A 24,720-nucleotide genomic window follows, 5' to 3' on the forward strand; every position below is an offset into this window, starting at 1 on the left:
TACCGAGGAGCACCCCCATGTCACTCCTGCGCGACGCCGAACTCTCGGCCGCCTTCGACCACGCGGCACCGTCCTACGACTGGATGGTCGCCGCCAACCCCGGATACCACGGCCAACTGCGGCGCTCCGCCCGTCGGCTGGCCCTGCCCGACGGCGGCAGCGGCCTGCATGTGCTGGACCTGGGCTGCGGCACGGGCGCCTCCACGGCCGCCCTGCTGGCCGCCCTGCCGCGCGCCCGGATCACGGCGGTGGACGCGTCGCGGGGCATGCTCGCCAAGGCGCGTGACAAACGCTGGCCGGCCCGGGTCGAGTTCGTGCACGCCCCCGCCGAGGAACTGGCCGCCGCCGGGGTCACCGGCCCGTTCGACGCGGTGTTCGCGGCCTACCTGTTCCGCAACGTCGCCGATCCGGACCGGGTCCTTACGGGGGTGCGGGACCTGCTCCTGCCCGGCGGGCGGCTCGCGGTGCACGAGTACAGCCTCACCGGGCGTACGGCGCACCGCGCGGTGTGGACGGCCGTGTGCAAGGGCCTGGTGCTCCCGGTGGCCCGGCGCACCGGGGACGCCGCGCTGTACGCGCATCTGTGGCGCAGCGTCGTGGAGTTCGACACGGCGGGCGACTTCGCCGCGCGCCTGGAGCGGGCGGGGTTCGCCCAGGTGCGGACGCTGCCGCTGACGGGCTGGCAGACCGGGATCACCCACACGTTCGTGGCACGGGTTCCCGCCACACGAGAGGGACAGGCATGAGGAGGACGGGCTTCGTGGGCGACGGCTCCCGGGCAGGCGACGGCCACGGACGGGACCGCAGGGCGCGCGTGCTGACGGATCGCAGGGGCGTGCCGCGGCTGGAGGGCGTCGGGCCGTCGGTCGCCGTCGTCGGCGGGGGCATCGCGGGGCTCGCGGCGGCCACCGTCCTGGCGGAGCGCGGGGTACGGGTGACGCTGCTCGAACGCGAGTCCGACCTGGGTGGGCGGCTGGCGGGGTGGCAGGTGCGCCTTGCCGACGGGTCGACCGGCACCATGACCCGAGGCTTCCACGCGTTCTTCCGGCAGTACTACAACCTGCGAGCGCTGCTGCGGCGCACCGACCCGGGCCTGCACGGGCTGACCCCCCTGCCCGACTACCCGCTGCGCCACAGCGACGGGCTGCTCGACAGCTTCGCCCGCGTCCCGCGCACTCCCCCGCTGAACGCCCTCGGCTTCGTGGCGCTGAGTCCCACGTTCGGCTGGCGGGACCTGATGGCCATGAACGCGCGCTCCGCGCTGCCCTTGCTGGACGTCCGCGTACCGCGGGTCTACGAGCGGCTCGACGACATCAGCGCGCACGACTTCCTGGGCCGCATCGGCTTCCCGGCGGCGGCCCGGCACCTCGCCTTCGAGGTGTTCTCGCGCAGCTTCTTCGCCGACCCGAGGCAGCTGTCGGCGGCGGAACTGGCGCTGATGTTCCACATCTACTTCCTCGGCTCCAGCGAGGGCCTGCTGTTCGACGTGCCGCGCGAGCCGTTCCCCCAGGCGCTGTGGGAGCCCCTCGGGGACTACCTCCAGGAACGCGGGGCGACGATCCTGCTGTCCAGCCCGGTGGAGGCGGTGGCCCCGGGCCCGGACGGCACGGTGCGCGTCACCGTCGCCGACCGGACGCGGGCCTATGACGCCGTGGTGCTGGCGACGGACGTCGCCGGCCTGCGGCAGGTCGCGGCGGCCTCGCCCGACCTGGTCGACCGGGCCTGGCGTACCGGTGTCGCCGGCCTGCGCACCGCGCCGCCGTTCCTCGTGTCCCGGCTCTGGCTGGACCGGCCGGTGCATCCGGACCGCCCCGCCTTCCTGGGGACCAGCGGGTACGCGGAGCTGGACAACATCAGCGTCCTCGACCGCTGGGAGGGCGAGGCCCACCGCTGGGCGCTGCGCACCGGGGGTTCCGTGGTCGAGCTGCACGCCTACGCCGTCCCGCCGGGCGCCGACCGCAAGGAGGTGCGGGAGCGGCTGGTGAGCCAGTTGCACCGGGTGTACCCGGAGACCCGCGACGCGGGGGTGATCGACTCCCGCGACGAATGGCGCGAGGACTGCCCGCTGTTCGCGGTCGGCGGCTACGACCGGCGCCCGCGGGTGCGCACCGCGGACCCGGCGGTCGTCGTGGCCGGGGACATGGTCGCCACCGGCCTGCCCGTCGCCCTCATGGAACGCGCCGCGACCAGCGGGTTCCTGGCCGCCAATGTGCTCCTGCGCCGGTGGGGGGTGCGGGCCGAGCCCCTGCGCACCGTGCCGGACCGCGGCCGCTCAGCAACCCTACGCACCCTCACGGCCCTCCTCGACATCCACTGAAACCAGCGGCCGCCACCCGACGATCACTGAACCGACGAACCCCGGACCGGCGGACGCGGACCGGCGGACGTCGGTCGGCCCGCTTCGGCCGGCGATCGCCGAAGCGGCGGTCGCCGGACCGGCAAGCACCGCCCGCCGACCACCGGCAGCGAACTCCGGACCGGCAAGCACCAACCGGCCCGCGCCGACCGGCCCGCGCCGGCCGATGATCACTGAACCGGCGGACGCGGACTGGCGTACGTCGGTCGGCCCGCTTCGGCCGACGATCGCCGAAGCGGCGGACGCCGGACCGGCGGGTGCCGGTCGGCGGGTCGGCGGGCGTCAGTCCGCGGTGGGTGGGGTGAGGCGACGGGCGAGTCGGCCGGGCCACCACACCGGGGCTCCGATGTCGCGTACCAGCGCGGGCACCAGCAGGGAACGGACCACCAGGGTGTCCAGCAGGACGCCGAAGGCCACGATGAAGGCGATCTGCACGAGGAAGGCCAGCGGGATGACGCCGAGCGCGGCGAAGGTGGCCGCGAGCACGACGCCGGCGGAGGTGATGACGCCGCCCGTGGTGACGAGTCCGCGCAGCATGCCCTCGCGTACGCCGTGCCGCAGTGACTCCTCGCGTACCCGGGACATGAGGAAGATGTTGTAGTCCACGCCGAGGGCCACGAGGAACACGAAGCCGTACAGCGGCACCGAGGGATCGCTGCCGGTGAACCCGAGGACATGGGTGAAGACCAGGGACGCGACGCCCAGCGTGGCGAGGAAGCTGAGCGCCACGGTGGCCACGAGCAGCGCGGGCGCGAGCAGCGACCGCAGCAGCCCGACGAGGACGAGGAAGATCACCGCGAGGACGACGGGCACGATGACGGCGCGGTCCCGCTCGGCCGTGCGCAGGGTGTCGTACTGCTGGGCCGTGCAACCGCCGACCAGCGCGTCCGCGCCCGGCACGGCCCGCACGGCAGTGCGCAGGCGCGCCACGGTCTCCTTGGCCGCCTCGCTGTCCGCGGCGGCCTTCAGGGTGACGTCCACCCGCGCCCGCCCGTCGACCACGTACGGCTCCTGCCCCGGCCGCCCGGAACGACTCACGGCCGCCGCCCCCGCGACCCCGTCGGTGGCCCGGGCCGCGGCGACCACCCGGTCCAGGCGTCCGGCGTCGGCAAGGACCACCGCGGGGTTGCCGGCGCCGCCGGGGAAGTGCTCGCCGAGGGTGCGCTGGGCGGCGACGGACGGGGCGTCGTCCACGAAGATCTCGTCCAGCGGGACCCCCTTGGACGTCAGGGTCGGCGCCAGGGCGGCGCAGGCGAGCAGCGCGGCCAGCGCGATCGCCCAGACCTTGCGCGGCGCGCGGTCCACGAGGTCCGCGATCCGGCGCCACACACCGGTCGCGGCGCCCGCCGCCCCGCCGGAACGGGGCCGGGCGGGCCAGTACGCGGCACGGCCCAGCAGGACCAGCGCCGCCGGCAGGAACGTGAGCGAGCTGAGCACGGCGCACGCGATGCCGATCGCGCCGACCGGCCCGAGGGCCCGATTGTTCGTCAGATCGCTGAGCAGCAGGGCGAGCAGGCCGAGCGCCACCGTCGCGGCACTGGCGACGACCGCGCCCCAGGACTGCCGCAGCGCGGCCCGCACGGCCTCGAAGCGGTCCTCGCGCAGCGCGAGTTCCTCGCGGAAACGGGCGGTGATCAGCAGGGCGTAGTCGGTGGCCGCGCCGATCACCAGGATGGAGAGGATGCCCTGCACCTGGCCGTCGACGCGCACGACGTCGTGCGCGGCCAGCGCGTAGACGACCGCGCAGGCCAGCCCGAGGGAGAAGACCGAGCCGAGTATCACCACGAAGGGCAGGAGCACGCTGCGGTAGACCAGCAGCAGGATGACCAGGACGGTGATCAGTGCCACCACCAGCAGCAGTCCGTCGATGCCGGCGAAGGCGTCGGACAGGTCCGCCTGGGTGGCGGCGGGACCGGCCAGTGCCACCGTGGTCCCCGGCACCCGCTCGGCGGCGGCGCGGATCCGGTCGAGCGCCGCGGGCAGTTCGTCACCGAGGTCCGGGCGGAGCTGGACGACGCCCTGGAGTGCGGCGCCGTCCCCCGAGAGGAGCGCGGGCGAGGGCCGTCCGGTCACGCCCGGCGCCCCGGCCAGCGAGGCCAGCGCCCGGGTCGCCTCGGGCCGCGCGCCCGCGGCCTCGCCCCCGGTCGTCCACACGACGACCGCGGGCAGCGTCTCCGCCTGGCTGAAGGCGCGTTGCGCCTCGATGACCTTGGTGGACTCGGCGCTGCGGGGCAGGAAGGCCGCCTGGTCGTTGGTGGCCACCTCGCCGAGCCTGCCGGCGAACGGGCCCAGCGCGCCGCCGATGCCGAGCCAGGCGATCAGCAGGAGGACGGGGACGAGCAGGCGCGCTCGTCGGGGGTGCACGGACATGGTTCTCCAGGCGTCGAGGGCGGCGGTACGACGGACGGCGCGAAACAACTCAACGATAAAGAATCTCAATCATTGAGTTTTTCGGGCCGCTCGTGATCGTAGGTGACGCCCTTCCTTCCGCCGGCGGCGGCCCTTCGGATTCACCGACCCACGGCGAGTTCCTCGTTGAGGACGGAGAGGAAGCGGACCACCACGGCCAGCTCGTCGTCGGTGAACCGGTCCATGGCGGACCGGGTGGCGTCGGCCAGCGGACGGAAGTGCGTGTGGGCCGCCGCCCGCGCGTCCTGCACGTAGTACAGGTGAACCACGCGGCGATCGCTGCTCTCCCGTACCCGGCGGATGTGACCCGCCCGCTCCAGCCGGTCCAGGCACGCGGTGACCGCACCGGAGGTCAGCCCGAGGCTCTCGCGCAGCCGGCCCGGCGTCATCGGCTCCTCGGCGTCCAGGATCGCCGCCAGCGCCTGGACGTCCGTCGGGTGCAGGCCCCGCTCCCCCGCGAAGCGCTGGACCACCCGGCCGATCTCACCGTGCATCCTGCGCAGCGCCACGGCGAGGGCCTGCAGGTCGACGTCCCGGCCGCCGCCCGGAGCCCGGCTCCCGGGCGCCTCGTCGGTCCCGTCCGCCCCGCTGTGCTGCACGTCTGCTCCGGCCACCTGATCAGCCTAGGCGAAGCGTCACCGCATCCAAGCGGGCCGCCCGCGTGGAAGGTATCCGAGATGCGCCGACACGGAGGAACGACCATGGGCCAGCACGTCACCGAACCGGGGCCGCGCTGCCTCGTCACCGGGGCCACGGGGTACATCGGTGGGCGGCTCGTCCCGGAGCTGCTGGAGACGGGGCACCGGGTGCGCTGTCTGACCCGGTCGCCGGACAAGCTGCGCGACCACGCCTGGGCGGGCGAGGTCGAGGTGGCGCGCGGCGACGTCATGGACCCCGCGTCGGCCGCCGAGGCACTGCGCGGGATCGACGTCGCCTACTACCTGGTCCACGCGCTGGGCACGGGCGGCGGGTTCGAGGAGGCCGACCGGCGGGCCGCCCGCGTCTTCGCGGAACAGGCCCGGGCCGCGGGGGTGCGCCGCATCGTCTACCTCGGCGGTCTGACACCCGCGGGCGTGCCCGACAGCGAGCTGTCGCCGCACCTGCGCTCCCGCACCGAGGTCGGGCGCATCCTTCTCGCCTCGGGGGTGCCGACGACCGTGCTGCGGGCCGCCGTCATCATCGGCTCGGGCTCCGCCTCCTTCGAGATGCTGCGCTATCTCACCGAGCGGCTGCCGGTGATGGTCACGCCCAGCTGGGTGCGCACTCGGATCCAGCCCATCGCCGTGCGGGACGTGCTGCGGCTGCTGGTGGGCAGCGCCGCCATGCCGGCCTCGGTGAACCGCGCGTTCGACATCGGCGGCCCGGAGATCCTGACGTACCGCGACATGATGCTCCGCTACGCGGCGGTCGCGGAGCTGCCCCGGCGGCTGATCCTGCCCGTGCCGGTGCTCACGCCCCGGCTGTCCAGCTACTGGGTGGGGCTGGTGACGCCGGTGCCGCCGTCCCTCGCCCGCCCGCTCACGGAGTCCCTGCGCCACGAGGTGATCTGCCGCGAGCACGACATCGCGGAGTACGTTCCCGACCCGCCCGGCGGGTTGATCGAGTTCGACGAAGCGGTACGGCTGGCCCTCCAGCGCGTCCGGGACGCCCAGGTCACCACGCGCTGGTCGTCCTCGGCCCTGCCCGGCGCACCCAGCGACCCCCTGCCGACGGACCCCGACTGGGCGGGCGGCAGCCTCTACCAGGACAGGCGCACCGTGCCCGTGGACGCCTCGGGCGAGGCCCTGTGGCGGATCATCGAGGGCATCGGCGGGGAGAACGGCTGGTACTCCCTGCCGGTGGCCTGGTCGGTGCGCGGCTGGCTGGACCGGCTGGTCGGCGGCGCGGGCCTGCGCCGCGGGCGCCGGGACGCGAGCCGGCTGCGGGTGGGGGACGCCGTCGACTTCTGGCGCGTGGAGGATGTCGAACCGGGCCGCCTGCTGCGACTGCGGGCGGAGATGCGGCTGCCGGGGCTGGCGTGGCTGGAGCTGTACGCCGAGCCGCTCGGCGAGGGGCGCGCGCGCTACCGGCAGCGCGCCCTCTTCCACCCGCACGGGCTGCTCGGGCACCTGTACTGGTGGAGCATCTCCCCCTTCCACGCGGCCGTCTTCGGCGGCATGGCCCGCAACATCGCGCGCGCGGCGGCGAGGAGCGCGGCCGCACCGGGCGAACCGGCGGCGAGCGCGCGGGGCGGTGCGCGGCGATGACCCGGGCCCCGACGGCACACCACCCCCGAACCGGCGGGCCCCCGACCACCCCGAGCCAACAGCAGCCACACACACCCCGACGCCCCTCCACAGCCCCCGAGCCAGCCGCCGGCCCGACGGCCCACCCGCACACCGACCGCACGGCTCCCGACCACCGCACGCCGGACGGGCCGCACACCCGCCGCCCCACGGCGAACCCCCCTCGCCCCCGCCCCACCACAGCCCCCGGGCCACCCACCGACCGCACGGCCCACGACCACCGCACACCGGACGGGCCGCACACCCACCGCCTCCGGCCCCAGCCACACCCCCACCCGCCCAAGGCGAACCCCCCGCACACCCGCCGGCCCGCGGCAAGCCCCCCGCACCCCCGCCCCGCCACCGACACGGCCCACCAGCACCGCACCGCGGACCGGCCGCGCACCCGCCCCGACCCGGCGAGACCCCCGGCGCCCGGGTGTACCGACCGTCTCCGGGTGCGCGTCGGCCTCGTCTCCGTGAGGCCGCGGTCCGTGCCGTCCGTCCTCATCCCTGGAGCACGCCCATGAACGTATCCGTCGTTCTGTTCACCGCGGACCTGCGGCTGCACGATCACCCCCCGCTGCGGGCCGCGCTCGACGGCTCCCGTCAGGTCGTGCCCCTGTTCGTGCACGACCGGGGCATCACGGACGCCGGGTTCGCGGTGCCGAACCGGGCGGCCTTCCTGGCCGACTGCCTGGGCGACCTCGACGCCGGACTGCGGGCCCGGGGCGGGCGCCTCGTGATCCGTTCCGGCGACGTCGTGCGCGAGGTGTGCAAGGTCGCCGCCGAGGCCGACGCCGACGCCGACGAGGTGCACATGGCGTCCGACGCCAGCGCCTACGCGCACCGGCGTGAGGAGCGCCTGCGTGCCGCGCTGGAGGCGGACGGCCGGCGCCTGCACGTGCACGACACGGTCACCACCGCCGTGGCGGCCGGCGCGATCACCCCGGCCGGCGCGGACCACTTCGCGGTCTTCACGCCGTACTTCCGCCGATGGTCGGACGAGAAGCTGCGCGGCCCGCTCGACGCCCCGCGCGCGGTGGGCGTCCCCGACGGCCTCGGTTCCGAGCCGCTGCCCTCGCGCCGCAAGGTCGCGGGAGTCTCCCCGGGGCTGGCGCGCGGCGGGGAGACGGACGGCCGCAAGCGCCTGACGGCCTGGCTGAACGGGCCCGTCCGCCGCTACGAGGACCGGCACGACGACCTGGCGGGCGACGCGACCTCCCGCCTGTCGCCGCATCTGCACTTCGGCACCCTCTCCCCCGTCGAGATCGTCCACCGGGCCCGCGGTGCGGGCGGTGCCGGCGCCGACGCCTTCGTACGACAGCTGGCCTGGCGGGACTTCCACCGCCAGGTCCTGGCCGCCCGGCCCGACGCGGCCACCGCCGACTACCGCGACCGCGCCGACCGCTGGCGGGACGCCGGCGAGGCCCACGACGACATCGAGGCCTGGCGCGCGGGCCGTACCGGCTACCCGGTCGTCGACGCCGCGATGCGCCAGCTGAGCCACGAGGGCTGGATGCACAACCGCGGCCGCCTGCTGACCGCGTCGTTCCTGGCCAAGACGCTCTACGTCGACTGGCGGATCGGCGCCGAGCACTTCCTGTCCCTGCTGGTCGACGGGGACCTCGCCAACAACCAGCTCAACTGGCAGTGGGTGGCCGGGACCGGCACCGACACCCGGCCCAACCGGGTCCTCAACCCGGTGCTCCAGGCGAAGCGCTACGACCCCGACGGGACGTACGTGCGGCGCTGGGTCCCCGAACTGGAGGGCGTCGAGGGCCCCGCCGTGCACGAGCCGTGGAAGCTGAAGGGGCCCGAGCGCTCGGCGCTCGACTATCCGGAGCCGCTGGTCGACCTCTCCGAGGGGCTCGCCCGCTTCAAGCGGGCCCGTGAGCGCGGCTGAGCGGCACGTGCCGAGCGGGGCGCGGGTGCGGACGTACCCCATTGGCGCATCCGTTCCGGTCGCTCGCGCGGAAGGCATGGACACAGTGCCGCGCCACCGAGGAGAGGACCCCGGCATGCGTGCCAGCCACCCCACGGACCACCGTGCCGACGCGGCGGACCCGGCCGACCGGCCCCCCGCGGCCCCGGCCGACCGGCAGGAGCCGTGCCCGGCGGACGGGTTGCGGCCGGCCGTCGTCGACCGGGACGTCTCCGCCGCCGTCGGACGGGTGCTCGGGCAGGTCCTGTCCGAGCACCTCGCCCGCGCCCGCGCACTGGACCCGCTCTTCGCCCGCGACGTCGCCGACCGGGTCGCCCGCTTCACCCTGGACGGCGGCAAGCGGCTGCGCTCCCGGATCGTGTGGTGGACGCTGCGCGCCTGCGGTGGCCGCGACGACCTCTGCGCACGTGCGGCGCTGCGTACCGGGGCCGCCCTCGAACTCATCCAGACCTGCGCGCTGGCCCATGACGACCTGATGGACGGCGCCCGCACCCGGCGCGGCCGTCCCGCCCTGCACGCCGCCGTCGCCGCCGAGTACCGGCGCACCGCTCCGGACGGCAGGTCCGAACGGCTCGGCGAGGCCGCCGCGATGCTCGCCGGGGACCTGGCGCTGGCCTGGGCGGACGACCTGATCGCCGAAACCGTGGTGCCGCAGCGCGCCAACCGCCGGGTGCGGGAGCTGTGGCGGGACATGCGCACCGAGATGGTGGCCGGCCAGTACCTCGACGTCCAGGGGCAGGCCACCCGCTCGCACGCCGTGCCGCAGGCGGTCCGGGCCGCCACCCTCAAGAGCGCCCTGTACTCGGTGGAACGGCCGATGGCGCTGGGCGCCGCGCTCGCGGGCGCCGACCAGGCCACGACGACGGCGCTGTGTGCCGCCGGACGCTGCGCGGGCCTCGCGTTCCAGCTGCGCGACGACCTCGACGACCTGTTCGCCGACCCGGACCGCACCGGGAAGCCGCCGGGCGGCGACATCCGCAACGGCAAGCCCACGTACGTCTTCACCGTCGCCCGCGCGTGGGCCGAGACGGCCGGTGACCTCGGTGCCCTCGCCGTGCTCGACGAGGCCTACGGCCGCGCCGACCTGCCGGATCGCGCCCTCGACGCGGTGCGGCGGGTCCTCGTCACCACGGGTGCGCTGCAGGCCGTGGAGGACCGGATCGGGCGGCTGGCGCGGTGCGCCGTCGGACAGTTGAGAAGTGCCCGCCTGGACCCGGCGGGCGGCGCCGAACTGGAGCGGCTGCTGCTCCGCGTGGCGGGGCTGCCCACGGCGCGGCCGGCCGCCGGGCCGCAGCGCGCCGCCCCCGTCGCCGAGACCGAGGGGGCCGGCCGATGAGCCGCACCGTACCGGGACGCACCGACCACGTCGTGGTCGTCGGCGCCGGCCTGTCCGGTCTGTCGGCCGCCCTGCACCTCCTCGGCGCCGGGCGCCGGGTCACCGTCGTCGAGCGCGACGCGCTGCCCGGCGGACGCGCCGGACGCCTGACCCGCGCGGGCTACCGCTTCGACACGGGCCCCACGGTGCTGACGATGCCGCACCTCGCGGACGAGGCCTTCGCGGCGGTCGGGGAGCGCCTGGCCGACCGGGTCGAGCTGATCGAGCTGCGGCCCGCCTACCGGGCGTGCTTCGCCGACGGCAGCGCCCTGGACGTGCACACGGACGGGCCGGCGATGGAGGCCGAGGTCGAGCGCTTCGCGGGCGCCGCCGAGGCGGCCGGTTACCGGCGGCTGCGGCACTGGCTGGAGCAGGTGTACCGGGCCCAGATGCGGCGCTTCATCGACCGCAACTTCGACTCGCCGTTCGAGCTGCTCACCGGGGACCTGGCGCGGCTCGCGGCGCTGGGCGGCTTCGGCAGGCTGGAGCCGGCCATCGGCCGGTTCCTGCGCGACGAGCGGCTGCGCCGGGTGTTCTCGTTCCAGGCGCTGTACGCCGGTGTCCCGCCCCGGCGCGCCCTCGCCGCGTACGCGGTGATCGCCTACATGGACACCGTGGCCGGCGTGTACTTCCCGCGCGGCGGGATGCACGCCCTGCCGCAGGCCATGGCGGACGCGGCGGCCGCCGCGGGCGCCTCGTTCCGGCACGGCCAGGAGGTCGTCCGGCTGGAGCGGCGCGGCAGCCGGGTGAGCGCGGTGGTCACCGCCGACGACCGCATCCCCTGCGACGCCGTCGTCCTCACCCCCGACCTGCCCGTGGCCTACCGGCTGCTGGGGCGCACGCCCCGCCGTCCGGCGCGGCTGACGCACGCCCCGTCGGCCGTCGTCCTGCACGCGGGCACCGACCGCACCTGGCCCGGGCTCGCGCATCACACCCTGTCCTTCGGCGCGCGCTGGCACGACACCTTCGACGAACTCACCCGCACCGGCAGCCTCATGTCGGACCCGTCGCTGCTGATCACCCGCCCCACCACGACCGACCCGGGTCTCGCGCCGGCCGGCCGCCATCTGCACTACGTGCTCGCCCCGTGCCCCAACACCGACATCGGGCCGGACGCGACCGACTGGCGGGATCTGGCGCCCCGTTACCGCGACCGGCTGCTCGCCGAGCTCGAACGCCGGGGGCTGACCGGCCTGGCCGCGGCCATCGAGGAGGAGTGCCTGGTCACGCCCGCCGACTGGGAGGCGCAGGGGCACGCGGCCGGCACGCCGTTCTCGGCCGCCCACACCTTCCGCCAGACCGGCCCGTTCCGGCCCCGCAACCTCGTGCGCGGCACGGACAACGCCGTCCTCGCGGGCTGCGGCACGACGCCCGGCGTCGGCGTCCCCACGGTGCTGCTGTCCGGCAAGCTCGCCGCCGCCCGCGTCACCGGGGGCACCGCGCCGGGCCCCCGCCCCGGGCCCCGTACCGACCGCCAGGCAACCGAAGGGATCACGTCATGACCGGCCGAGAGCTCGACGCGGCGGGCATCGCCGACCCGGACCTGCGCGCCGCCTACGCCCACTGCCGCACCCTCAACGCCCGGCACGGGAAGACGTACTTCCTCGCCACCCGGCTGCTGCCCGTGGCGCGCCGGCCGGCCGTGCACGCCCTGTACGGGTTCGCCCGCTGGGCGGACGACATCGTGGACGCCCTCGGCACCGGCGACACACCGGGCGACCGGGCACGACGGCTCGCGCTGCTGCGGGCCCGGCTGGAACGCGGGCTGCGGGAGGGGCACAGCACCGAGCCCGTGGTCCACGCCCTCGCGGACACCGCCCGCCGCCACGCCATCGACCACCAGCACTTCACGGACTTCATGGCCGCCATGCGCAGCGACCTGGAGGTCACGGACTACGCCGACTACGCCGACCTGCGCGCCTACATGCACGGCTCCGCCGCCGTGATCGGGCTGCAGATGCTGCCCGTCCTCGGCACCGTCGTACCGCGCGCCGAGGCCGCCCCGCACGCCGCGGCCCTCGGCGTGGCCTTCCAGCTCACCAACTTCCTGCGGGACGTGGGCGAGGACCTCGACCGCGGCCGGGTCTACCTCCCCGCCGACCTGCTCGCCGCGCACGGCGCCGACCGCGAACTGCTGCTCTGGAGCCGCCGCACCGGCCGCGCCGACCGCCGTATCACCGCCGCGCTGCGGGCCGCCGAGGACCTCACCCGCGGCGTCTACCGCGAGGCCGCGCCCGGTATCGCCATGCTCGACCCGGTGTCACGCCCCTGCATCCGCACCGCGTTCGTGCTCTACGGAGGGATCCTCGACGCCATCGCCGAGGACGGGTACGCGGTGGTCCACCGGCGAGCGGTGGTCCCGCTGCGCAGGAGGCTGACGGTGGCCGGCGACGGTCTCGTGCGGGTGCTGCGGGCCCGGGTGGCCGCGGGCGCCGCCGCTCCGCGGCCGCCCGCGGACATGGGGGTGCCGGCCGCCGTGGTCCCCGAGGAGACCCGGTGACCGCGGGCCGCCGCGGCCGGTTCCCGCTGCGGCTGCGCCGCAACCCGGTGGCCTGGACCCACCAGCGGCCCACCTGGCGGGAAGCCCGCCCGGCCGTGATCGCCGGCGCGCTGAAACGGGCGCAGGCGCGGCCGTCCGGCAACTGGTACGTCGTCGGCGCCACCGCCGGCCTTCCCCGCGACCGGCCGCTCGCGCGGACGGTCGCGGGGCGGGAGGTGGTCGTCTGGCGCGACCGCGCGGGGCGGCTGGTGGCCGGACCCGGCAGCTGCCCCCACCTCGGGGCGCCGCTCGGTGACAGCCCGGTGCGCTGCGGCACGCTGATCTGCCACTGGCACGGCATGGCCCTGGACGGCAGCGCGGCGGCGGGCTGGGAGCCGCTGCCCGCGCACGACGACGGCGTTCTCGTCTGGGTCCGGCTGGACGACGTCGGCGGCGAGAGGCCGCTCGACGCCCCCGTGGTGCCCGCCCGGCCGGCGCTCCCCGGCGCCCTGCACGCCGTGTACACGGGGAGCGGTGTCTGCGAGCCCGAGGACGTGGTCGCCAACCGGCTCGACCCGTGGCACGGCGCCTGGTTCCACCCGTACTCCTTCGTGGACCTCACCGTCCTCGACGTGCCGGGCCCGGACCGGGCGGGCGACGACGGCGACGGTTTCGCCGTCGACGTGTCGTTCAAGGTCGCCGGGCGGCTGGTGGTGCCGGTACGGGCCGTGTTCACCGCGCCGGGGCCCCGCACCGTAGTGATGCGCATCGTCGCGGGCGAGGGCGAGGGTTCCGTCGTCGAGACCCATGCCACGCCGCTCGGCACGGACGAGGGGGGCAGGCCGCGCACCGCCGTGATCGAGGCGGTCGTGGCCGCCTCGGACCGCCGCGGCTTCGCCGTGGCCCGCGCGCTGTCGCCCGCGCTGCGTCCGCTGGTGCGCGCCGCCGCCGGGCGCCTGTGGCGCGACGACCTGGCGTACGCCGAGCGCCGCTGGCTCCTGCGTTCGACCGGCCGTTTCCCGGGCTGACCCGGCGTCACCGCCGTAGAGTCTGCGCATGGCACGGGAGAGGGAGCCGGTCTCCGAGGTGGGTCTGACGACCGGTGCCCTGGCCCGGCGGCTGGGGGTCTCGCCCACGACGCTGCGCTCCTGGGACCGCCGCTACGGGGTCGGCACGGAGGTCCGCACCGAGGGACGGCACCGCCGCTGGTCGCCGCGGGACGTGGCGGTGCTGGAGGCGATGTGCCGGCTGACGTCGGCGGGGGTGCCGCCGGCCGAGGCGGCCCGTGCCGCGCGCGCCGGCGTCGACGTGTCCGCGGCGCAGGACGGCCCGGACGGCGGCGGCCTCGACGGCGACGGCCGCTCCCACGCGGCCGGTGCGCTCCCGCTGGGCGACGTGCGCCAGGAGTGCCGCGGCCTCGCCCGGGCCGCCGTACGGCTGGACGCCCCGGCGGTGGACGACCTGCTCACCGCCGCCGTGGACCGCCATGGTGTCGTCGGCGCCTGGCACGACGTCATGATGCCGGTGCTGCACGCCGTGGGCCGCAAGTGGGAGACGTCGGGCGACCGTTACGTCGAGGTCGAGCATCTGCTGTCCTGGCATGTCTCGACCACACTGCGCCGGGCCACCCGGCGGGTGGACCAGCCCGCCCCGCCGCCGGAACAGGCCCCCGCGACCACCCCCGGTCCGGTCGTGCTGGCCTGCGTGCCCGGGGAGCAGCACACCCTGGCCCTCGAAGCCCTCACCGCGGCGCTGAGCGAACGCGGCGTGCCCACCCGGATGTTCGGCGCGGCCGTGCCGGCGGAGGCGCTGACCGCGGCGGTGCGACGGCTCGGCCCTGCGGTCGTCGTCCTGTGGGCGCAGGCCCGCAGCACGGCGAGCGCGCCCCTGGCGGCGCACGTCGCCGGCGCCCGCTGGGGCGCCCGGGGCGCACGCCGCCGTCCGCTGGTCGTGCTCGGCGGCACGGGATGGTCCGGCTCCGCCCCGTCGGGCATGCCGAGACCGAGCGGACTGAACGAGGCGCTGGAGCTGGTGTGCGGGGGGTATTAGGCGCTGCCGTCAGGTGCCGTGGCCGGGCGGGGTCAGGTGGGGTCAGGTGGGGTCAGGTGGGGTCAGGTGGGGTCAGGTGGGGTCAGGTGGGGTCAGGTGGGGTTCTCCCAGGACGACGGTTCCGCCGCGAGTGCGCGTACCGGTTCCGGCAGCGCGTTCGCCGCGATGTCCGCGACGGTGACCCCTTCGAGGATCTTGCGCACGTTCGCCCGCAGCGCGATCCACAGCGGCAGCAGCGGCTCCGCCGAGCCCTGGTACGCCAACCCGGTCGGGCGTTCGCCGCGCACCGAGACGATCGGTCCGTCGACGGTCCGGATGATGTCGGCGACCGTGATCGCCGACGCCTCGCGCGCCAGCCGGTAGCCGCCGCTCCCGCCGCGCCGGCTGTCGACGATCCCGCCGCGCCGCAGATCGCCGAGGATCCCCTCCAGGAACTTGTGCGGGATGTCCTGCGCGGCGGCGACGGCCTCCGCCTTCACCGGTTCGCCGCCCTGCCGTACGGCGAGTTCGAGCACCGCCCGTACCGCGTAGTCCGCCCGTGCCGAGATCCTCATGCGCCCATTGTGGGCCGACAGGACGGGCGGCCGAAATCCGCGGCCATCCGGCACACGGGAAAGGCGCCCGCGCGCTGCCGCACGAGGTGATCGTTCTCGGTTGAACTACGGTCGCGGGACCACATGACGCGGACACATCCGGCCGCGTAGTCTCGAACCGGTCTTCGGTCGGTGGTGAGGGGGGTGCGATGGATCTCGCTGTGCTACGGCGCCGCCGGCGCGGCTCGGCCATGCGCGCGCTGGTCGCCGAGCTCGGCACCGCCCTGCGGACCCGCCCCCGGCCCCCCGCCGGGCTGCGCGAACTGTGCCGGGCCCTGTGCGAGGCGATGAGCACGCTGCGCGGCGGACGCCCGGTCGAGCTGCGCTTCGAGCGGTTCCCCGACGAGATCGAAGTGACCGGTCTGTGGGTGGAGTTCGAGGACTTCGACCTCGTCATCGTCGAGGAGCGCGCCGAGGCGGTGCAGCAACTGGTCATCCTCGGCCACGAGTTGTGGCACATGTACGCGGGACACGGTCATCAGCACGTCGTCGGCACGGCCGCCGCGCACGCCCTCGCGGACCGTTCCGGCCGTCCGGGCACCGCCCTCGCCGTCGCCGCCCGCAACGGTTCGCGCCGGCGGGAGGAGGCCGAGGCCGACGAGTTCGGCCACCGACTCGCCGCGCTGTTCCGGCCCCTGGCCGCGGGCGACGGGGGCGGCCTGGGCCACGACGGCTCGCTCGACCCCGTCCAGCGCTCCCTCGACCCCGTACAGCGTTCCATGGGCTACCGCGGACGCCGCCGGTGATCTCTTCAGCGAGGTGCACATGACCTTCTGGCTGCCGGCCCTCGTACTGACCGCGGCCCTGGCGATCAAACTGCCCAGCATCATCAAGATGTGGCGGGACCCGCTGCTGCGGGCCGTCGGCGGTCTGCTGCTCTTCGCCTGCGCCGTGTTCGTCTTCGCCGCCCCGGGGACCATCGCGTGGACGAACCGGGTCACCGGGGTGCCCAACATCTCCGCGCCCTGGGTGTACTCCCTGCTCACCGCGCTGTGCGCGTCATGGCTGCTGCTGATCATCGCCTGGCGCAACGGCCTCACCGACCGCGCGAACCGCACCCGCCGCGCGGTCCGCCTGGTCGTCGCCGTCTACGCGGGCGTGATCGTCACCCTGTGGGTGCTCTTCTGGCTGGCCGACGCGCCCGTGGAACGCCTGCGCGACCTGGACACGTACTACGCCACCACGCCCTTCATGCGCGAGCAGATCATGCTCTACCTGACCGCGCACACCGTGGCCTGCGCGATCACGGCCCGGCTGATCTGGAACTGGATCCGCACCGACGGCCTCGACGCCTGGCTGCGCTGGGGCCTGCGGCTGCTGGGCGTCGGCTACGCGACGAACCTGTTCTTCGACGCGTCCAAGCTCACCGCCATCGTCGCCCGCTGGACCGGCCACGACCTGGACTGGCTGAGCACCGACGTCGCGCCGGTGGCCGCCTGCGTCTCCGCCACCCTGGTCGCGATCGGATTCATCGTCCCGCACGCCGGCCAGTACCTCCAGGAGCACTGGCGGGTCCGCGCCCGCCACCGGCAACTGCGCCCCCTCGCCCTGCTGATGCGTTCCGTCACCGACGGCCGCGAGCCCTTCGCCCCGCACGCCCCCGCCGAACTGCGCCTGATCCGCCGGGAGACGTTCATCCGTGACGCGCTGCTGCAGCTCTCCCGCCATCTCGACGAGGACCTGCGCGGCCGGGCGTACGAGGCGGCCCTCGACCTCGGATTCGAGCGCGGCCGGGCGCAGGCCCTCGCCGCCGGCGTGACGATCCTGGACGCCGTCGCCGCCCGGGAACGGTCCCGGGACGGCCGGAGCGCCGCGCCCTCCGTGTCGGCCTCCGTGTCGGCCTCGGAGCCGGCCTCGGAGCCGGACAACACCTACCTCCTGCGGGAGATCCACGCGGTAGCCCAGGCCCTTCGCAGTTCCGACGAGATCAAGGCGGTCCGCGCCCGCGCCGCCGCCCCGGCAGAGAGTGTGTCCGCGCATGACTGAACCGTCCCTCCCCGCCAGAACCGCCGTCGTCCTCGGCGGATCCCACGCCGGGATGCTCGCGGCGCGCGCGCTGGCGGAGTTCGCCGACCGGGTCGTCGTGGTGGAGCGGGACGTGCTGCCCGAGGGGCCCGCGCCCCGCAAGGGTCTGCCGCAGGCACGGCACGCCCACATGCTGTGGTCGGGCGGCGCGCGAGCGGTGGAGGATCTGGTGCCGGGCGTCACCGAGGCGCTGCGGGAGGCCGGGGCGCGCCGGCTGCCCGTCACCACGGACATGGTCGCCCTGTCCCGGCAGGGCTGGTTCCGCCGCTGGCCCGAGTCCCACCACGTGCTCCTGGCCGGCCGCGACCTGCTGGACGCCACGATCCGGGCGCAGGTGCTCGCGGACCCGCGGATCGAGGTCCTCCAGGGCACCGAGGGACTGGGCCTCGAAGGCACCGCGGCGGCCGTCACCGGGGTCCGCGTGCGGAGCCGGGACACCGGTGACGAGCGGGTCGTCGGGGCGGGCATGGTCGTCGACGCCACCGGGCGCGGCTCCACGGCCGCCCACTGGCTGACGGAGCTGGGGCTTCCGCCCGCCCCGCACCGCAAGGTCGACCCCGGTCTGGCCTACGCCAGCCGGCTCTACCTCGCCCCCGAGGACGCCCGCTGCGGCTTCCCGGTCGTCAACGTGCAGTCCGACCCCCGGGACGGCGGGCCGGGCCGGGCGGGCTTCCTGCTGCCCATCGAGGACGGCAGGTGGATCGTCACGCTGTCCGGCACCCGGGGCGGCGAACCCTCCTCCGACACCGGCGACTTCGAGCGGTTCGCCCGCGAGGACCTGCGGCACCCGCTGATCGGCGAGCTGCTGGAGCGGGCCGAGCCGCTGTCGGGGGTGTCGTTCACCCGCGCCACCGTCAACCGCCGCCACTACTACGAGCGGATGCCGGCCTGGCCCGAGAACTTCACCGTCCTCGGCGACGCGCTCGCCTCCTTCAACCCGGTCTACGGGCACGGCCTGGCGGCCGCCGCGCAGAGCGCGCTGACGTTGCGCGATCTGACGCGGCGCCACGGCTGGGCGGCACGAGGGCTCTCCCGCCGGATCCAGAAGGCGCTGGCACGACCGGTCGGCGCGGCCTGGGACCTGGCCATCGGACAGGACGTGTTCTACCCCGGGGCCACCCCCGACGGCCCCACCCTCCGGGACCGGCTCGTGGCCTCGTACGTCGACCGGCTCATGTACACGGCCACCGGCAACGGCCGGATCGCCCGCCGGGTGACCGACGTGACGTCGCTGGAGCGGCGCTCGGAGGTGCTGCTGACCCCCTCGGTGCTGCTGGCGGCGGCGCTGGGACCGCTCCAGCCGGCGCTGCCCGGCCCCCCGTTGACCCCCGAGGAACGAAAGGCCGCGGGGCTCGCGTAGAGCCTGGCCGGGCCGCTACGTCGAAGCGGGCGACCTGCGGACGGTCGCCCGCAACACCCGGGTGACGAGCGCGGCCCGGCGCGACGTGGGCCGGCGGCCGGCATCCACAGGATCCGAACGCCCACGGCACGGGCGGCACTTCAGCGCCGCCGGGGAGCTGTGGTTCCGTCCCCTCCGGCCGGACGCCCCGCGCGAGACGCCCCTCCTCCCCTGACCGCCCTCGCGGACGAGGGCGCCTCGCGGATCACGGCTTCGTCCGTGCGGATGACGGACGGGCCCCGCCGCCGGTCTCGGGCACCGGTGCGCCCGGCGGGGTGAAGGCGGCGAGCACCGTGGCGGTGATGTGGTCCGCCGCGTGCTCGGAGGTGAGGCGGCCGGCGCGGATCTCTTCTGCCGCGCTGTGCATGACCGCGTGCAGGACGTTGACCATCCAGGCGATCGGCAGGTCGGTCCGGAAGACCCCCTCGGCGCGGCCGCGGGCGACCAGTGCTTCGACGCGGGCGGCGGGTCCGGCGTGCAGTTCGAGGATGCGTCCGGCCGTCAGTTCCCGTTGTGCGGCCGCGAGCAGCGCCCGTGCCTCGTCGACCAGATGCCAGCCGGCCTCGACGTACCGGGCCAGGGCGAGCCGCGGGTCACCGGTCATGTCGACCGTGTCCAGGACGGCGTTGCCCCGGTCGAGCGCGCGGCTCATCGCCGCGTCGACGACCTCCGCCCGGGAGGCGAAGTGGCCGTACAGCGTCACCCGGCCCACGCCCGCGGCCCGCGCGATCTCGCTCAGGCTCGCCTCCGGGTTCCGCGTGAGGCATTCGGTCGCGGCCTGCACGATCGCCTCGATGCTGCGCAGCGCGTCCGCCCGCTTGGTGACCGTGGGGTTCTTGCTCGCCATGCGCCCATCCTACCTCTTCAACTCGTACAGCACTGTTTGGCTTATACCCCTCGGACGTATAACGTGAACAGTCCTGTATGACTTAGCGAGAGGAGGGGTGAACGTCATGAGCGACACGGGAACCAGCACCACCCATGCCCCGGATGCACCGCATCCGCTGCGCTGGACGGCCCTGGGACTGCTGGGGCTGGCCCAGCTGATGCTGATCCTCGACATCACCGTGGTGGCGATCGCCCTGCCGGACATGGGCGCCGAACTGGGCCTGGACCGAGCGGAACTGACCTGGGTGGTCAGCGGCTACGCCTTGACGTTCGGGAGCCTGATGCTGCTCGGCGGCCGGGCCGCGGACCTGTTCGGCCCTCGGCGGGTGGTCCTGGCAGGGCTCGCCGTGTTCACCGCCGCGTCCCTGTCCGCCGGGCTCGCCACCGGCGCCCCGCTGCTGCTCACGTCCCGCATCGCCCAGGGGGCGGGCGCCGCGCTGCTCTCGCCTGCCGCTCTGTCGGTGGTGGTGCGGCTGTTCGACGGCGACGAGCGCAACCGGGCGCTGGGTATCTGGTCCGCACTCGGCGGCGGGGGCGCCGCCCTCGGCGTACTGCTGGGCGGGCTGATCACGGCAGGTCCGGGCTGGGCCTGGGTGTTCTTCGTCAACGTCCCGGTCGGCCTGGCCGTCCTCGTCTCGCTCGCCCGGATCCTGCCCCGCCTGCCCCGCGCGGCCACCGGCTCCCTCGACATACCCGGCGCCGTCCTGGTCGCCGGCGCGACCGGCACGCTCATCTACGCCCTGATCCGTGCCGGCGACCACGGCTGGCTCGACCTCGTCACCGTGACCCTGCTGGCTGCTGCGGCAGCCGGCTACGCGGTCTTCGCCCTGTGGCAGCGTCGGGCGGCGGCGCCGCTGATGGACCTGCGCCTCCTCGGTCGGCGGCCGGTCGTGGCGGGCACCTTCGTCATCGCCGTGACCACGGCGCTCATGGTGGACGTCTTCTTCCTCGGCTCCTTCTACCTGCAGAACCTCCAGGGCCACGGAGCGCTGATGACCGGTGTGCTGTTCCTGCCGGTCGCGCTGCTGACCATGGCCGCCGCCGCAGCCGCCGGCCGTGTGATCGGCCGTCTGGGGGCCAGGCTGCTGGCGGTGATCTCGCTGACCGTGGCGGCCGCAGGTTTCCTCGTGCCCGTGCTGTGGTCCGCAACGGCCGCGATGGTCACCGGGGTGAGCGTGGCCGCGGCGGGACTGGGCGGCCTGTTCGTCGTCGCCTCCGCCACCGCGCTCGGCGGCGTCGCCCCGCACGAGGCCGGCATCGCGTCGGGCATCGTCAGCACCTTCCACGAGTTCGGCGCCTCCGCCGGCGCCGCGGCCGTCTCCAGCGCAGCCGCCACGAGCATCGCCTCCCGCACCGGCGCCGGAACCGCTTCCGGTTTCGACGACGCGTTCCTCGTCGCCACCGCAATGGCCGCGCTCTCCGCCTTCATCGTCCGGTGGCTGATCCCCGCCGAACAGCAATGAGCCCAGGCCCGGCACCGGGTCCCGGTCGCGACGGAACCGGCCCCCCACCCGCCCTCGACATGTTCACGGAAGGCACCCGATGAACCTCGCACAGCGCCGCCTGCTGACGGTCGGCATCAGCACGGCCGGAATCGGCGCGGCTCTCGCCGCAGCCGTTTGGATCGGCGGCTCCCAGCAGGGCCGCGACGGGCGGTCCGATCGGCAGGAAGCGGTCGCCGCACGCGGCCGGACCGTGATGCCCTTCGACCTCGAGGAGACCACCCACCACTTCACCCCGACCGACACCGGCGGCGTCCAGGACGTCGTCGCCGACCAGCCGGACGACGCCGGGCAGGTCGCCCTCGTCCGCCGCCACCTGCGGCAGGAGGCCAAAGCGTTCGGGCAGGGCGACTTCGGCGACCCCGCACGGATCCACGGCGACACCATGCCGGGACTGGCCGCACTGGAGAAGGGCTACGAGCGCGTCGACGTCCGCTACGAGGAGCGGACCGACGGAGCCACCCTGACGTACTCCACCGACGAGCCCGAGCTGGTCGACGCCCTGCACGAGTGGTTCCGAGCCCAGGTCGGCGACCACGGCGACCACGCCGAGACCGGCCACCGACCGTGAACGACCGGTACGAGTTGAGCAGCGGTGTGCCCTGCGTCGAGGTCTTCCGCCGCCTGCGCACCGACGCAGGCCTCTCCGACAAGGACCCCGAAGCGGTCGCGCTCGCCCTGCCCAACACCTGGCACGGCGTGGTCCTCCTCCACGAGGGGGTTCCCATCGGCATGGGACGGATCATCGGGGACGGCGGCACCGCCTTCCAGATCGTCGACATGTGCGTCCACCCCGCCCACCGAGGCCGCGGCCTCGGCAGGCGCATCATGGCCGCGCTCACCTCGGAACTCGAACGCCGGGCGCCCGCCACCGCATACGTCTCCCTGATCGCCGACGGCCCGGCTCGCCACCTCTACGAGAAGTTCGGCTTCGCCGACACCGCCACCCACCACTCGATCGGCATGTACCGCGTCATCGGCGGACGCCCGGTGGCCGGCCGACCACCGGCGCAGCTCCAGACGTCGCCGCCACCGTGACCGCGGCTACCACGCCGACGGCCGGGCGGCCCTGCCTGCCATTCGTCAGGCGCTCGGTTCCTCGCCGATCGCGATGCCGGCGTAGTTCGCGAGGGAACGGTTGCAGCGCGGCAGGTGCTTGGAGAGGGCCCCCAGCGCCAGCGCGGCGGCCTCGCGCTCCCGGCCGACGTCCATCAGCGCCGGCGCCAGGAACGCGGTCACGGCGTCGTCGAGGTGGTCGGAGCCGTTGTCCTGTTCCGCGGTGAGCAGTTCGACGCTGGTCCCGGCCTCGCCCAGGGCACGCAGCGTGCTCGCCATCTGGATCACGGCCCGGCGCCGTCGCTCTCCGGTCAGCCCCGCGTCCAGGGCGCGCCGGTACAGCGGAACGGCTTCCTCGCCGACACCGGTCGAGTCGTCGGCGCAGGCGCGTTCGCAGTACGCGACCGGATGACCCGCCGGAAGCTCGTCCGCGAACGCCCCGACCTCGGCGCGGAAGTCTGCCGCGTCGTAGCCGTCGATCGCGCCCCACAACGCGACGGAACGCCGCTCCCCTTCCGACGAGATCGTCATCCCCCCACCCTCACAGAAACCCCCACTCCCACCAAGGGCCCGCCGGACGCCCTAGCCCGCGAACGCCGGTTGGGGCAGGCCGGTGCCGGTGGTGGGGAGGACCAGGAGGGAGCCGGAGAGGGGGGATGGGGTCGTCAGGCCGGTGCGGGCCGTGGTGACGTACAGGTCCCTCAGGTCGGGGCCGCCGAAGGCGCAGGCCGTGGGGCGGGGGACGGGGAGCCGGAGGGTACGGTCCAGGGCGCCGGCCGGCGTGTAGCGGCGTATCGCGCCCCCGTCCCACAGGGCCACCCAGACGCAGCCGTCGGCGTCGACCGTGAGGCCGTCGGGGAATCCGGCGCCCTCCTCGATCTCCACCAGGGTGCGGCGGCGGGACACCCGGCCGTCGGCGTGGTCGAAGACGTCGATCCGGCGCGTCGGGGAGTCGACGTAGTACATGAGGCGGCCGTCGGGGCTCCAGCCGGTGCCGTTGCTCACCGTCACGTCGCCGAGGACGAGTTCCACCGTGCCGTCAGGTGTGACGCGGCTCAGCGTGCCGCCGCCCGGCGCCTCGTCGTAGCGCATGGTGCCCGCCCACAGCGAGCCGTCGGGTGCCACGGCGGCGTCGTTGGCGCGCCGGCCGGGGACCGGGTCGTGGTGCAGCGGGCGGAGGGTGCCGTCCGGGTCCAGCAGGGCCACCCCGTCCCGGAGGTTGAGGACCAGGCCGCCGCCGGCGCGGGGCTTGGCCGCGCCGATGTGCTGGTGGACGGTGCGGGTGGTGCGGTGGCCGGTGGCGGGGTCGTAGGTGTGCAGCCGGCCGCCCAGAATGTCGATCCAGATCAGCCGGCCGTCCCGCGCGTCCCACGTCGGGCCCTCGCCGAGCGCCGCCTCGGCTCGTACGGCCACCTCGTAGGCCGTCATACCGTGCTCCGGTGGCCCAGCCGCTCCGACAGCTCGGCCGCGCCCTTCACGGCGAGCTGCTCCAGCTCGGCGAGGCGCGCGTCGCTCCAGCGGATCATCGGCACCGAGATGGACAGGGCGGCCACCACCTGACCGGTACGGTCCCGGACCGGCGCGGCGACGCAGGAGACGTCCGGGTTGGACTCCCGGCTCTCCACTGCGATGCCCCGCTGCCGGATCCCGGCGAGGGCCTCGCGCAGGGCCGCCGGGTCGGTGATGCTGTTCCCCGTCATCGCGGTCAGCTCGGCGCCGTCGGGGACCCGGGCCGCGAGCTCCGGCCCGGGCAGGGAGGCGAGCAGCATCTTGCCGACGGAGGTGCAGTGGGCGGGGAGACGACGGCCGGCCGCGGAGACCATCCGCACGGCGTGCGTGGAGTCGACCTTGGCGATGTAGATGACGTCCGTGCCCTCCAGGATCGCCACGTGCACCGTCTCGTCGCAGGTCTCGGCCACGGACCGGGCGACCTGCTGGCCCTCGGCGGCGAGGTCGAGCTGCTCGGCGTAGCGGCTGCCGAGCTGGTACGGCCGGACGCCGAGCCGGTAGCGGCCGGGCTGGCCGGGGACCTGGACGATGTACGACCGGGCGGCGAGCGTGGTGACCAGTTCGTGCACGGTGGTGCGCGGCAGCTGGAGCCTGCGCACGATGTCGGGGGCGGAGAGCGTGCCGTCCCCGTCGAGGAAGAGCTCCAGGATGTCGAGAGCCCGGGTCACGGCAGGTACGAGGCGTCCCACGGCCGGCCCCCTCCTTGCGTTCTGAGACTTGCGTCTGCGGCTTACGGCGTCCGCCACGTTCGAGATTTCAACACGCGGTCGGAATGGCGAACACAGGCTACTCATGGAGTGTTTGCCGGGGCAATGGTCTTGCCGCGGCCCATGGTCGCGCTGGGCCCCATGGTCCTGCCGGGGCCGGGTCG

The 24,720-nt window shown here is 75.1% G+C and carries 22 protein-coding genes; 15 read left to right on the forward strand and 7 right to left on the reverse strand.

What is annotated here, in order from left to right; all coding sequences use genetic code 11:
• The first annotated feature begins 17 nt into the window (after positions 1 to 17).
• Positions 18 to 746 carry a class I SAM-dependent methyltransferase gene (locus ACZ7LV_RS09335; protein WP_471937381.1) on the forward strand — a complete coding sequence of 243 codons (729 nt, stop codon included), beginning with the start codon at positions 18 to 20 and terminating at the stop codon, positions 744 to 746.
• The gene (locus ACZ7LV_RS09340; protein WP_471937383.1) at positions 743 to 2,317 is read left to right on the forward strand and encodes an FAD-dependent oxidoreductase; all 1,575 of its coding nucleotides are present in this window, start codon (positions 743 to 745) and stop codon (positions 2,315 to 2,317) included. Before ACZ7LV_RS09335 ends, ACZ7LV_RS09340 begins: the two co-directional genes overlap by 4 nt.
• A gap of 321 nt (positions 2,318 to 2,638) precedes the next feature.
• Here ACZ7LV_RS09340 and ACZ7LV_RS09345 read toward each other — a convergent pair whose 3' ends face one another.
• Positions 2,639 to 4,726, reverse strand: a complete 2,088-nt coding sequence (locus tag ACZ7LV_RS09345) for an MMPL family transporter (protein WP_471937385.1) — start codon at positions 4,724 to 4,726, stop codon at positions 2,639 to 2,641.
• A 140-nt stretch (positions 4,727 to 4,866) separates the two neighbouring features.
• On the reverse strand, positions 4,867 to 5,379 hold the full coding sequence (locus ACZ7LV_RS09350) for a MarR family winged helix-turn-helix transcriptional regulator (protein ID WP_471937387.1): 513 nt from the start codon (positions 5,377 to 5,379) through the stop codon (positions 4,867 to 4,869).
• A gap of 87 nt (positions 5,380 to 5,466) precedes the next feature.
• Between ACZ7LV_RS09350 and ACZ7LV_RS09355 the strand changes: the two genes are divergently transcribed.
• From ACZ7LV_RS09355 to ACZ7LV_RS09385, 7 genes are all read left to right on the forward strand, one after another.
• A complete protein-coding gene (locus tag ACZ7LV_RS09355; protein ID WP_471937389.1) occupies positions 5,467 to 7,011 on the forward strand; it encodes an SDR family oxidoreductase in 1,545 nt (514 codons plus the stop codon).
• 544 nt (positions 7,012 to 7,555) lie between these two features.
• On the forward strand, positions 7,556 to 8,935 hold the full coding sequence (locus ACZ7LV_RS09360) for a cryptochrome/photolyase family protein (protein ID WP_471937391.1): 1,380 nt from the start codon (positions 7,556 to 7,558) through the stop codon (positions 8,933 to 8,935).
• 115 nt (positions 8,936 to 9,050) lie between these two features.
• Positions 9,051 to 10,310 (forward strand): polyprenyl synthetase family protein, encoded by a 1,260-nt coding sequence (locus tag ACZ7LV_RS09365; protein ID WP_471937393.1) that lies wholly within the window; start codon positions 9,051 to 9,053, stop codon positions 10,308 to 10,310.
• Positions 10,307 to 11,851, forward strand: a complete 1,545-nt coding sequence (locus tag ACZ7LV_RS09370; RefSeq protein ID WP_471937395.1) for a phytoene desaturase — start codon at positions 10,307 to 10,309, stop codon at positions 11,849 to 11,851. Before ACZ7LV_RS09365 ends, ACZ7LV_RS09370 begins: the two co-directional genes overlap by 4 nt.
• Positions 11,848 to 12,849 carry a phytoene/squalene synthase family protein gene (locus ACZ7LV_RS09375; protein WP_471937397.1) on the forward strand — a complete coding sequence of 334 codons (1,002 nt, stop codon included), beginning with the start codon at positions 11,848 to 11,850 and terminating at the stop codon, positions 12,847 to 12,849. The genes ACZ7LV_RS09370 and ACZ7LV_RS09375 overlap by 4 nt, the downstream gene beginning before the upstream one ends.
• On the forward strand, positions 12,846 to 13,856 hold the full coding sequence (locus ACZ7LV_RS09380; RefSeq protein WP_471937399.1) for a DUF5914 domain-containing protein: 1,011 nt from the start codon (positions 12,846 to 12,848) through the stop codon (positions 13,854 to 13,856). Before ACZ7LV_RS09375 ends, ACZ7LV_RS09380 begins: the two co-directional genes overlap by 4 nt.
• A gap of 28 nt (positions 13,857 to 13,884) precedes the next feature.
• Positions 13,885 to 14,877: a MerR family transcriptional regulator gene (locus tag ACZ7LV_RS09385; RefSeq protein ID WP_471937401.1), complete on the forward strand. Its 993-nt coding sequence runs from the start codon at positions 13,885 to 13,887 to the stop codon at positions 14,875 to 14,877.
• Between the two features lie 92 nt (positions 14,878 to 14,969).
• Here ACZ7LV_RS09385 and ACZ7LV_RS09390 read toward each other — a convergent pair whose 3' ends face one another.
• Positions 14,970 to 15,431, reverse strand: a complete 462-nt coding sequence (locus tag ACZ7LV_RS09390; RefSeq protein ID WP_471937403.1) for an RrF2 family transcriptional regulator — start codon at positions 15,429 to 15,431, stop codon at positions 14,970 to 14,972.
• A 188-nt stretch (positions 15,432 to 15,619) separates the two neighbouring features.
• On the opposite strand from ACZ7LV_RS09390, the gene ACZ7LV_RS09395 reads away from it, so the two are divergent.
• Genes ACZ7LV_RS09395 through ACZ7LV_RS09405 form a run of 3 tightly spaced genes read left to right on the forward strand, consistent with a single transcriptional unit; the run spans position 15,620 to position 18,855 of the window.
• Positions 15,620 to 16,216 carry a toxin-antitoxin system, toxin component family protein gene (locus ACZ7LV_RS09395; protein ID WP_471937405.1) on the forward strand — a complete coding sequence of 199 codons (597 nt, stop codon included), beginning with the start codon at positions 15,620 to 15,622 and terminating at the stop codon, positions 16,214 to 16,216.
• 19 nt (positions 16,217 to 16,235) lie between these two features.
• A complete protein-coding gene (locus ACZ7LV_RS09400; RefSeq protein ID WP_471937407.1) occupies positions 16,236 to 17,456 on the forward strand; it encodes an MAB_1171c family putative transporter in 1,221 nt (406 codons plus the stop codon).
• On the forward strand, positions 17,449 to 18,855 hold the full coding sequence (locus ACZ7LV_RS09405) for an NAD(P)/FAD-dependent oxidoreductase (protein ID WP_471937409.1): 1,407 nt from the start codon (positions 17,449 to 17,451) through the stop codon (positions 18,853 to 18,855). The genes ACZ7LV_RS09400 and ACZ7LV_RS09405 overlap by 8 nt, the downstream gene beginning before the upstream one ends.
• 244 nt (positions 18,856 to 19,099) lie before the next feature.
• Here the strand turns inward: ACZ7LV_RS09405 and ACZ7LV_RS09410 are convergent, their stop codons facing one another.
• Positions 19,100 to 19,741, reverse strand: a complete 642-nt coding sequence (locus ACZ7LV_RS09410; RefSeq protein WP_471937411.1) for a TetR/AcrR family transcriptional regulator — start codon at positions 19,739 to 19,741, stop codon at positions 19,100 to 19,102.
• Between the two features lie 106 nt (positions 19,742 to 19,847).
• Here ACZ7LV_RS09410 and ACZ7LV_RS09415 point away from each other — a divergent pair, with 106 nt between their 5' ends.
• The 3 genes from ACZ7LV_RS09415 (at position 19,848) to ACZ7LV_RS09425 (ending at position 22,322) form a co-directional block, all read left to right on the forward strand.
• Positions 19,848 to 21,245 (forward strand): MFS transporter, encoded by a 1,398-nt coding sequence (locus ACZ7LV_RS09415; RefSeq protein WP_471937413.1) that lies wholly within the window; start codon positions 19,848 to 19,850, stop codon positions 21,243 to 21,245.
• Between the two features lie 79 nt (positions 21,246 to 21,324).
• On the forward strand, positions 21,325 to 21,855 hold the full coding sequence (locus ACZ7LV_RS09420) for an aspartate carbamoyltransferase (protein ID WP_471937415.1): 531 nt from the start codon (positions 21,325 to 21,327) through the stop codon (positions 21,853 to 21,855).
• Positions 21,852 to 22,322, forward strand: a complete 471-nt coding sequence (locus ACZ7LV_RS09425; protein WP_471937418.1) for a GNAT family N-acetyltransferase — start codon at positions 21,852 to 21,854, stop codon at positions 22,320 to 22,322. Before ACZ7LV_RS09420 ends, ACZ7LV_RS09425 begins: the two co-directional genes overlap by 4 nt.
• A gap of 45 nt (positions 22,323 to 22,367) precedes the next feature.
• On the opposite strand, the gene ACZ7LV_RS09430 is transcribed toward ACZ7LV_RS09425, so the two are convergent.
• From ACZ7LV_RS09430 to ACZ7LV_RS09440, 3 genes are read right to left on the reverse strand one after another with little or no spacing between them, the layout of a single operon-like run.
• Positions 22,368 to 22,871: a tetratricopeptide repeat protein gene (locus ACZ7LV_RS09430; RefSeq protein WP_471937420.1), complete on the reverse strand. Its 504-nt coding sequence runs from the start codon at positions 22,869 to 22,871 to the stop codon at positions 22,368 to 22,370.
• Between the two features lie 51 nt (positions 22,872 to 22,922).
• A complete protein-coding gene (locus tag ACZ7LV_RS09435; protein ID WP_471937422.1) occupies positions 22,923 to 23,768 on the reverse strand; it encodes an SMP-30/gluconolactonase/LRE family protein in 846 nt (281 codons plus the stop codon).
• Positions 23,765 to 24,538 carry an IclR family transcriptional regulator gene (locus tag ACZ7LV_RS09440; RefSeq protein WP_471937424.1) on the reverse strand — a complete coding sequence of 258 codons (774 nt, stop codon included), beginning with the start codon at positions 24,536 to 24,538 and terminating at the stop codon, positions 23,765 to 23,767. Before ACZ7LV_RS09440 ends, ACZ7LV_RS09435 begins: the two co-directional genes overlap by 4 nt.
• Positions 24,539 to 24,720: the final 182 nt, after the last annotated feature.

It is taken from the genome of Streptomyces sp. NPDC107562, assembly GCF_055657325.1.